Genomic DNA, 4,246 nt, shown 5'->3' on the forward strand with positions numbered 1-4,246 from the left:
GCGAAGCGCGGCACCTCAACGCCGTCAACCACCGTCGTCTGCAGGAACATGTCACGGGGGCGCACCCACAGATCGCCCGACGCGGAGCGGTAGACAACGTGCTCTTCTTCTGTCTCGCTGTGGCGCGCGACGCCGATGACCTCATAGGCGCCGCCCTTGAAGTGTCGGTAACGACCGGGGGCCGGCGTGGTGGAGTGGGGGTTCTGGGATGTCATGCGTCGACGATGCCCACAAAACGGGTACCGATGCCGTCGATCTCAGCTCGGTAGAGCCCGTCCGCTGCCGGGGGCAGATCGAGCGGGGAATGATCGCTGCAGGTGATGTACGTGAACTCCGGCCACCACTTCTTGGGCCGTACCGCCTCGGTATAACCGCACACCGTGCAGGTCAGTTGCACCCACACCGGTCGTGCGCCCGCCTTGCGATTCGCCCGTGACTGAGCGAGCCAGGCTGGCGGGTTCTGATCGAGTTCGTCAAATTCCGCCTCGGTCATCCGGTTGGGCAGCCCGTGCTTGCGGGCCATTTCGAGGGAAATATCGAGCCGCTGGGCGGCATCGTGTCTGCTGATCATCGCTGCCAACGATAACGGACTCAGATCACCCCGGCTTTCAGGCGGCGGTGTTCTCTCGCTTGCGGCGCACATAAAGCTGCTTTCGCACGACCGCGACAACGTCGCCGTCGGAGTTCACGACCTCCCCGGTGAGCCAACGCAGAACCCGTCCGCCGTCAGCAGCTTCTGCACGCAACTCATCGACCAGCTCGGGGGTGATGTGAAAGTCGGCGAAGACATCGCCACGCCCCGGTTTCACGAACTCGATCTCGGCCGCCTTATCCCAGACGACATGATCCTTGCCGAGATGGTGAAGCAACATGAGCATGAAGAACGGGTCAGTCATGGCATAGATCGAGCCGCCAAAATGGCTACCCACCGCGTTGCGATTGAGCTTGTTCATGCGAAGTCGAACCTTCACATGCGTGTAGTCATCGCTGAACTCCAGAATCGTGATGCCAGCCCCCACGAGGGGCGGCCAGACATTGAGCATCCTGCGAAACGTGCGAGCGCGCATTCGTACCTCCGCGCCGAGTCTGACAGGGCGGCTGCATCGAGGTGAAACAATTGGCGGATGCCCACTACGCCTCCCCCTCTCGGCCTCATGCTCGATGTTGATGGCCCCATCGCCAGCCCCGAGACGCGCACCATTGCGATTCCCGAGATCACCGCCGACCTGGTCTCTTTGGCGGCGGCCGGCATCCCGATTTCGTTCATTACGGGCAGGTCAGAGCACTTCATCACACACGAGGTTGTCGCGCCGCTCGTCGCTGGCGGACTCCCCAAGGGGGTGCGGATGTTCGGCGTCTGTGAGAAGGGAGCGGTGTGGTTCACGATTGATGAGCGGGGCCGCGGTGACGTGAGCGTGGATACCACTGTTGCCCTGCCCGCCCCGGTTGTGGCTGCACTCAAAGAGCTGGTCGAGAAGGACTTCTCCGACGCAATGTTCTTTGACCAGACCAAACTCGCGATGGTCTCGGTCGAGCAGCGAACGGATGTCGCTTCAGATTTCTACGCGCAGCGTCAGTCGCAGTTCGAGGCTGCCGCCTTTGAGGTGATGGTCGAGCACGGTGTGGGAGTTCGCCACGGGGAACGAGAGTCTGCCGACGCCACGGGAGCCGTGCCGTTTCGCATCGATACCACGATCATCTCCACGGATATCGAATCCGTCACGCTCGACAAAAATCACGCGGCGGAGCGTGCGCTCAATTTCTTCGCCGAATCGGGGCCGCTCCCCCGACTCTGGCGCTCAGTGGGCGATTCTCGGGGCGACTATCTGATGGCTGACCACCTTCACGAGGCAGGTTTCGATGCGGCCCACGTCGATGTGAGGCCCAGCGATGGCGTGCTCGAGCGCCCCTACCCCGTGATCGAGATTGACGACGTGATCCACGACGAGGCCGGCGCTCGATTCTTGGCGTACTGGGTGGACAAGCTCGGCATCCGATAGGCCTGCATCGAATAGCTCGGCATCCGATAACAAAATGCGGCGAGTTCGGCGATCAGAAGTTCGGAGGAGCGCGGAACCGCGTACGCTCGGGAGGACGAGCATCCCGCTCCCAAGGAGGCATCAGGCATGGCAGACAAGTCCATCAAAAAGTCCAGCAGCAAGACCGCGGCTTCTAAGTCGCTCAAGGAAAAGCGCGCCGACAAGAAGGACAAGGCCGAGAGCAAGCGCCGATCCGAGTAGGAAACCGCGAGAGAGCAGAAGAGCCGGACCCCAACGGGTCCGGCTCTTTGTCTTAGCTGCGGCGTCGTGGGCGCCCGTCTTGTGCTGTTACTTGCGCTTCTGCGCGGCCTTCTCGCGGAGGCGTATCTTCTCGTCGCGAACCTGGGCCTGCGTTGCGCGCTCCTCGACAAGCCACTCCGGCGGTGACTGAAGGAGGGCGGTGATCTCTTCGGTCGTGAGAGCTTCGGTGATTCCACCGCGGGCTAGGCCCGCGTTGGAGATTCCGAGCTTTCCCGCGACGACGGAACGCGGGTGCGGTCCGTTCTTACGAAGTTCGACGAGCCACTCGGGCGGCGTCTCCAGCATCTCGTTGAGCTGGGTGCGCGTGAGGGGGGTTTCTTGGAACTCGGCGGGGGTCGCTGGCAGGTACACGCCGAGCTTTTGGGCGGCTGTCGCTGGTTTCATGGTCTGCTCGGTCATCTATCCAGCGTAGCCTGAGGGTATGCCTTCTGATGTCGCTCCGTTTCGCATCGCAATTGTTGCCGGTGTGAGTGTCGGGCGTTGGACCAAAGCGTGGAAGGAACGCAGGCCGGAGACTCCGCTCGAGGTAATCCCGATCCCGGAGTCGGAGCAGCGTTCCGTGCTCATCGACGGCATCGCCGATGTGAGTTTTGTGCGGCTGCCCATTGATCGTGACGACCTGAGCGTCATCCGTCTCTATAGCGAAGTTCCCGTCGTCGTCGTTGCCAAGGAACATCCCATCGCTCTCTTCGATTCGGTCACGGAGGCAGACCTCGCTGGCGAGATTCTGCGCACAGAAGACCCGGCGGATGCCGTGGAGGTTGTCGCCGCAGGGGTCGGCGTGCTTCGCGTGCCCCACTCTGTTGCGCGGCAGTATGCCCGCAAAGATGTGGAGGCGATCCCCGTGAGCGATGCGCCAGAGACCGAGATCGCCATTGCCTGGCCTACGGAGTCCACGTCGCCCGACGTCGAATATTTTGTGGGCATCGTGCGGGGGCGCAAGGCAAGCAGCTCGCGAGGTGAGGCTCCGACAGCACCGCCGCCACCCACTAAGAAGACCAAGGCCAAACGACCCCCTCAGCGCGGAGTAAAAAAGCCCCAGGGCGGCGGGTCTGCCGCAGCGGGCCGTAAGCGCGGAGCACGCGGGAGCCGTTGACATGGTTATGCTCACGCGGCGGGTCGGTGGCGACAGGCCACTGATTGGCCCCGTGGGCGCTCCCTCTTTGCACGTGATGAGTTATAACGTGCGCAGAATCATCACAATGTCTCGGCACGGAAGCCCCGATTTTTGGCCGGTGCGACGCGACCTCGTCGAACGCATGCTGCATGCGGAGCGTCCGACAATTCTCGGAACCCAGGAGGCCATGGCGAGCCAGGCTCGGGCGATCGCAGGGATGATGGGCCCGGATTTTCGCATCGTCGGGCATGGACGAGCCGCAGACGGAAAAGGCGAGGGATGCCCGATCTATTTTGATGCCACGAGGCTCACCTTGATCGATTGGTCCCAGCGCACGCTCTCCCCCACCCCACATGCTGCCGGATCACGAGGGTGGGGCAACCTCGTGCCCCGCGTCGTCGTCACCGCCGAGTTCGACGACATGATGACGGGCAAACGTTTTGTCGTGTTCAATGCCCATTTCGACCACACCTCCAAGCGCTCGCGGGTCGCCTCGGCAGAGTATGTGGCGAGCCTCGTCTCGGAGTGCAAACATCCCGTCATTCTCATGGGGGATTTCAATACGGTGCCCGGCAAGCCGCCGTATCGCATCCTGGTGAACGCAGGGCTCCGCGATTCTCTCCTGGTCGCTGACAAACGGCTGGGCGGTGCAGGCCCCACGTTCTCCGACTACAAGCTGCCGAGCCCGCGCGGGCGACGCATCGATTGGCTGATGGTCTCCGACCGCATCGACGTGAAGGTGGGCGCCATCAATACTGCGCGGTTCGAGGGGCGCGCGGCCTCCGACCACGAGCCGGTGCAGGCCGTTATTGATGTGCTCTAGCTAGCC

General features: G+C 62.7%; 7 protein-coding genes. 3 read left to right on the forward strand and 4 right to left on the reverse strand.

Features of this window, described 5'->3' with window-relative positions; translation table 11 throughout:
- The 3 genes from AC062T_RS10760 to AC062T_RS10770 all read right to left on the reverse strand — a co-directional run.
- Window positions 1-215: DUF1653 domain-containing protein (locus tag AC062T_RS10760; protein ID WP_476029908.1), on the reverse strand; the 215-nt coding region annotated here is incomplete at its 3' end.
- Window positions 212-571: a DUF5997 family protein gene (locus AC062T_RS10765; protein ID WP_108516370.1), complete on the reverse strand. Its 360-nt coding sequence runs from the start codon at window positions 569-571 to the stop codon at window positions 212-214. The genes AC062T_RS10765 and AC062T_RS10760, both read right to left, overlap by 4 nt.
- Before the next feature lie 37 nt (window positions 572-608).
- Window positions 609-1,067 carry a DUF4442 domain-containing protein gene (locus tag AC062T_RS10770; RefSeq protein ID WP_476029910.1) on the reverse strand — a complete coding sequence of 153 codons (459 nt, stop codon included), beginning with the start codon at window positions 1,065-1,067 and terminating at the stop codon, window positions 609-611.
- Window positions 1,068-1,124: 57 nt separating this feature from the next.
- On the opposite strand from AC062T_RS10770, the gene AC062T_RS10775 reads away from it, so the two are divergent.
- Window positions 1,125-2,000, forward strand: coding sequence for a hypothetical protein (locus AC062T_RS10775; RefSeq protein WP_476029912.1), 876 nt, complete (start codon window positions 1,125-1,127; stop codon window positions 1,998-2,000).
- A gap of 327 nt (window positions 2,001-2,327) precedes the next feature.
- On the opposite strand, the gene AC062T_RS10780 is transcribed toward AC062T_RS10775, so the two are convergent.
- Window positions 2,328-2,699, reverse strand: coding sequence for a DUF5997 family protein (locus AC062T_RS10780; protein ID WP_108516376.1), 372 nt, complete (start codon window positions 2,697-2,699; stop codon window positions 2,328-2,330).
- A gap of 22 nt (window positions 2,700-2,721) precedes the next feature.
- Here AC062T_RS10780 and AC062T_RS10785 point away from each other — a divergent pair, with 22 nt between their 5' ends.
- A complete protein-coding gene (locus AC062T_RS10785; RefSeq protein WP_476029914.1) occupies window positions 2,722-3,396 on the forward strand; it encodes a LysR substrate-binding domain-containing protein in 675 nt (224 codons plus the stop codon).
- A gap of 76 nt (window positions 3,397-3,472) precedes the next feature.
- Window positions 3,473-4,240, forward strand: a complete 768-nt coding sequence (locus AC062T_RS10790) for an endonuclease/exonuclease/phosphatase family protein (RefSeq protein ID WP_476029916.1) — start codon at window positions 3,473-3,475, stop codon at window positions 4,238-4,240.
- Window positions 4,241-4,246 lie beyond the last annotated feature (6 nt).

It is taken from the genome of Homoserinimonas sp., assembly GCF_056262345.1.

Excerpts from the sequence above, each read along its gene's own strand:
- AC062T_RS10775 (WP_476029912.1), top strand. The coding sequence starts at position 1,125 with ATGCCCACTACGCCTCCCCCTCTCGGCCTCATGCTCGATGTTGATGGC.
- AC062T_RS10765 (WP_108516370.1), bottom strand. The coding sequence starts at position 571 with ATGATCAGCAGACACGATGCCGCCCAGCGGCTCGATATTTCCCTCGAA.
- AC062T_RS10790 (WP_476029916.1), top strand. The coding sequence starts at position 3,473 with ATGAGTTATAACGTGCGCAGAATCATCACAATGTCTCGGCACGGAAGC.
- AC062T_RS10770 (WP_476029910.1), bottom strand. The coding sequence starts at position 1,067 with ATGCGCGCTCGCACGTTTCGCAGGATGCTCAATGTCTGGCCGCCCCTC.
- AC062T_RS10780 (WP_108516376.1), bottom strand. The coding sequence starts at position 2,699 with ATGACCGAGCAGACCATGAAACCAGCGACAGCCGCCCAAAAGCTCGGC.
- AC062T_RS10785 (WP_476029914.1), top strand. The coding sequence starts at position 2,722 with ATGCCTTCTGATGTCGCTCCGTTTCGCATCGCAATTGTTGCCGGTGTG.